This window comes from Limibacillus sp. (assembly GCA_037379885.1).
In the GTDB taxonomy this organism is placed as follows: Bacteria; Pseudomonadota; Alphaproteobacteria; order Kiloniellales; family CECT-8803; genus JARRJC01.
The window spans coordinates 1-4,248 of the sequence record JARRJC010000095.1 but is presented as its reverse complement, the minus strand read 5'-3'; the positions used below and the strand labels follow the sequence as shown (position 1 = coordinate 4,248).

The following is a 4,248-nucleotide window of genomic DNA, read 5'->3' as shown; positions in this document are numbered from 1 at the left end:
TATGAACGAGATTGCCGTAGCTCATAGCCAATGGCGTCCTTGTTAGACGAAGCCGCCTTGATCCGTGGGTTAAAATCCAGCGCTTGAGCAATAGCTTCTTCGAGAGAGGCCGCCGTCGCGCCGCCAGAAGCGCCAAGCAGGCAAAGGGCCGCTGCAGCGACCGTAGCCGTAAGTCTCTTCTTCATCACAAACCTTCCCCTAAATCGATGGATTGAAGCCAACACTACTATTCATTGGAACTAGTAGCAAGATACATTAGATTGTAAAAAGGAGCCCAAACATCTAGCTCACTTCAAATAAAAATTTGCAGAGAACGGCGCCTGTTAAACACGATTGAAGTCGCCCTTTACGCAGACCCAATCGTTGGTCAGCCTTGTCCATCAGAATTTGGGTGTGCGCGCTGAGGCTTGGGCTGTTGGCGGCACTCCCTGTTAGAGCGCCTTCTCGATAAGAAGGCTCAAAATCTCTGCTGCGGCGGAGTCAAGTGAATGCAAGGAGCCTACCCCTCATGTCCAGCAAGCCTGTCATCTTTGTCACCCGGAAACTTCCAGAGGCCGTAGAGGACCGGCTTTCGCGCGATTACGATCCGATCTTCAATCCCGACGATCGCGTGTATGGCGCGAAAGAACTGGTGGAGATAGCCTCCCGCTGCGATGCGATCTTGCCCTGTCACTCGGAGCATTTCACCGCGGAGGTAATCGCGCAGCTCTCCGACCGCGTTAAGGCGATAGCGAACTTCTCCGTTGGATACGATCATGTCGATGTCGAGGCCGCCAAGGCGAAGGGCATCATCGTAACCAACACCCCGGACGTCTTGAGCGACGCAACCGCTGAAATCACCATGCTCTGCATGCTGGGCGCCGCCCGCCGAGCTACTGAAGGGGTTGCCCTGGTGCGCGACAGCGGCTGGAAGGACTGGAGCCCCAGCTTCATGGTGGGCCGTCAAGTAACGGGTAAGCGCTTTGGCGTGATCGGCATGGGGCGGGTCGGCTTGGTGGCGGCCAAGCGCGCCCGCGCATTTGACATGGAGATCCACTACAGCAAGCGCAGGCGCCTGGCGAAGGAGAGTGAGGCAGCGCTCGGCGCGCAGTACCACGAGACCGTGGAGGACCTGCTACCGCATTGCGATGTGCTCTCCATACACTGTCCGGCAACCGCTGACACCAAGGGCCTACTCAACGCCGAGCGGATCGCCCTGCTCCCCGATGGCGCGATCGTTGTCAACACGGCGCGCGGTGCGGTGGTCGACGACAAAGCGCTGGTCGACGCTTTGGAGTCCGGCAAGATAGCTGCAGCTGGACTTGACGTATTTAACGGAGAGCCGCTGGACATTCATCCGGCGTACCGGACTCTTAAGAACGTCTTCGCCCTGCCCCACATCGGCAGCGCCACCTCTGAGACAAGAGACGCCATGGGTTTCAGGGCCTTGGACAACTTGGATGCGATCTTTGCCGGAAAAGAGCCGGGAGATCGCGTCGCTTGACGCTTCAGATTAGCTGAAGGCATTGACCGGAAAGAAGACGCACTCGTACATTCAATGAGTGCTGGGATGATTGCCCCTGTCGAAAATTGTCGACAAAAGGTGGCTTCTCATCTCAGGCGCGCTATAACGTAGCGAATACCGTCCGCGGATTCGCGGATGGCGTTGGGGACGGCGGGCCGCAAGACCAGCAGTTCTCTAATGAAAGTTGACGGGCTGCTCTCTCGCTTTAAGACGAGAGGAAGCACGTGAATAGATCGAAGGTTACGGCAGCAAGCGGGGCCGCTGCGGCCCAGAGATGATGTTGGCGCTTTCGAGACGAACCAAACCTTTGGGAGGAATACGAATGTCCAAGACCGAAATTCAGAAAAAAGAAAGCGTTTCGCGCCGCAAGTTCCTGCGCGGCACCGCTGTTGCTGCCGCTGGCGCTTCGGCTGCGGTTGTTTCCGCACCGCATGTGGCCAAGGCGGCCACCACCCTCAAGGTTCAGGCGGCCTGGGGCGGCGGCATCTTCCTTGAGTTTGCGCAAGACTACGTTGACCGCGTGAACAAGATGGCTGGCGGCGCCATGAAGATCGATCTGCTGGGCGTCGGTGCGGTGGTCAAGACCGCCGAGATGCAAACGGCTGTGCACAATGGCGTCCTAGATGGCGCTCACTTCGTGACCGCTTACTGGTACTCCAAGAGCCCCGTCGCTTCGCTGTTCGGCACTGGCCCCTGCTTTGGCTGGTCCGCCAACGAGATGATGGGCTGGATCCAGTATGGCGGAGGGCGCGCCCTCTACAACGAGTTGATGCATGAGCGCCTTGGTCTCGACCTTGTCGGCTTCTTCTCCGGCCCGATGCCGGCCCAGCCCCTCGGCTGGTTCAAGGAGCACATCACGGACTCCTCGCAGATGAAGGGCCTTAAGTACCGTACCGTGGGTCTCGCCGCCGACGTGCTGCAAGAGATGGGCATGTCCGTCGTGCAGCTGCCGGGTGGTGAAATTCAGCCCGCGATGAAATCCGGCCTGATCGACGCCGCCGAGTTCAACAACCCGACCTCGGACCGCGATTTCGGCATGCAGGACGTCTCCAAGCACTATCACCTGGGCAGCTTCCACCAGTCTCAGGAGTGCTTCGAGATCATCTTCAACAAGACCCTATTCGAAAACCTGAGCGAAGAGCAGCGCGCAATCCTCGAGTACGCTTCCGAAGCCGCTTCGTCCGACATGGCCTGGAAGGCGATGGAGCGTTATTCGCAGGACCTCGTGGCCCTGAAGGAAGAGTTCGGCGTCAACGTCTACCGTACGCCGGATTCGGTCATGAAGGAGCAGCTTGTCGCTTGGGACGTGGTCGTCGACCGCATCAGCGCCGAGGACGAATTCTTCGCCAAGGTGGTTGCCTCGCAGAAGGCCTGGGCCGAGCGTCACGGCGCCTATGCGCTGAACAACGCTCCGGACTACCGGGCGGCCTACGAGCACTACTTCGGGGCGCTGTAATCCCACTTTCCGGCCCTCTGGCCGGGGACGGATAACGGTACGGGGCGGCGTCGATCAGACGTCGCCCTTTCCCGCTTGACTGCCGGAACCCCGATAGGCAAACCCTCTCGGGCTCCGATACGAGGATTCCTCGAATGAACCGCATACTTCACTTCATTGACAGCCTGAGCGCTTGGTCCGGGAAGGCCTTCGCCTGGTGCATCATGATCCTGACGCTATCGACCTGCTATGAGGTCTTTGTGCGTTATGTCCTGAACGCACCAACCGTCTGGGCCTTCGACATGAGCGTACAGATGTACGGGGCGCTCTTCATGATGGCTGGCGCCTACGCCCTATCTCAGGATGCCCACGTGCGCGGCGACGTCGTCTATCGCCTGATGCCGCTAAAAGTACAGGCGAGCATCGACTTGCTGCTCTATACGATCTTCCTGGCACCGGGCGCCATCGCGCTGATCTATTACGGTGCGGGCTTCGCCGCTGACAGCTGGCGCTACCAGGAAGTGAGCTGGAGCAGCCCGGCGCGGATTCAGATCTACTTCTTCAAGACGCTCATTCCAATCGCGGGCGGGCTGGTCCTGCTCCAGGGCATTGCCGAGGCCGCGCGCTGCATCCATTGCATCAAGCATGGCTTCTATCCGCCACGTCTCCACGACGTGCAGGAGACCGAGACAATGGTCATGCACGAGAGAAGCGACCTTACGGGCGCCAGCAAGCCTTCGAGCGCCGATATGGCGGCGCCCAATACGCATGGTCAGGGGGGTGACCAGCGATGACCGATCCTCAAATTGCGCTGATGATGCTCGGCCTGTTCATTCTGGTCGTGCTTCTGGGTTTTCCAATCGCCTTCACTCTGATCGCCATGGGGCTGGGCTTCGGCTACTACGCCTATTACGACCCCCTGCGGATGAGTTCATTCTTCGACAACAGGATTTTCGACCTCTTCGTTCAAAACACCTTCTCAGTCATGTCGAATGACGTGCTGGTCGCGGTGCCACTTTTCTTGTTTATGGGATACGTGGTGGAAAGAGCGAACATCGTAAACCGGCTGTTCTTCTCGTTCCAGCTCGCGGCACGCCACCTACCCGGCTCGATGGCCGTAGCGGCGCTGGCCACCTGCGCTGTCTTCGCGACGGCGACTGGCATTATCGGAGCGGTCGTGACGCTGATGGGCATGCTGGCCTTCCCGGCCATGCTGGAGGCCAAGTACGACCAGCGCTTCGCCTCTGGCGTGATCTGCGCGGGCGGCTGCCTCGGCATCCTGATCCCGCCCAGCATCATGCTGATCGTC

At 59.3% G+C, this 4,248-nt stretch carries 5 protein-coding genes; 4 read left to right on the top strand and 1 reads right to left on the bottom strand.

The annotated features are described in order from the left end of the window. The coding region (locus P8X75_14695) for a type I secretion protein TolC (GenBank protein MEJ1996429.1) at nt 1-185 on the bottom strand (185 nt) is incomplete at its 3' end. Nucleotides 186-508: 323 nt separating this feature from the next. Between P8X75_14695 and P8X75_14690 the strand changes: the two genes are divergently transcribed. The 4 genes from P8X75_14690 to P8X75_14675 form a co-directional block, all read left to right on the top strand. Then, nucleotides 509-1,483, top strand: a complete 975-nt coding sequence (locus P8X75_14690; GenBank protein MEJ1996428.1) for a D-glycerate dehydrogenase — start codon at nt 509-511, stop codon at nt 1,481-1,483. Nucleotides 1,484-1,826: 343 nt separating this feature from the next. Beyond that, a complete protein-coding gene (locus P8X75_14685) occupies nt 1,827-2,960 on the top strand; it encodes a TRAP transporter substrate-binding protein (protein MEJ1996427.1) in 1,134 nt (377 codons plus the stop codon). Between the two features lie 134 nt (nt 2,961-3,094). Further along, nucleotides 3,095-3,733 carry a TRAP transporter small permease subunit gene (locus tag P8X75_14680; GenBank protein MEJ1996426.1) on the top strand — a complete coding sequence of 213 codons (639 nt, stop codon included), beginning with the start codon at nt 3,095-3,097 and terminating at the stop codon, nt 3,731-3,733. After that, on the top strand, nt 3,730-4,248 hold a 519-nt coding region (locus tag P8X75_14675), incomplete at its 3' end, for a TRAP transporter large permease subunit (GenBank protein MEJ1996425.1). The genes P8X75_14680 and P8X75_14675, both read left to right, overlap by 4 nt.

Excerpts from the sequence above, each read along its gene's own strand:
- P8X75_14680 (MEJ1996426.1), top strand. The coding sequence starts at position 3,095 with ATGAACCGCATACTTCACTTCATTGACAGCCTGAGCGCTTGGTCCGGG.
- P8X75_14685 (MEJ1996427.1), top strand. The coding sequence starts at position 1,827 with ATGTCCAAGACCGAAATTCAGAAAAAAGAAAGCGTTTCGCGCCGCAAG.
- P8X75_14690 (MEJ1996428.1), top strand. The coding sequence starts at position 509 with ATGTCCAGCAAGCCTGTCATCTTTGTCACCCGGAAACTTCCAGAGGCC.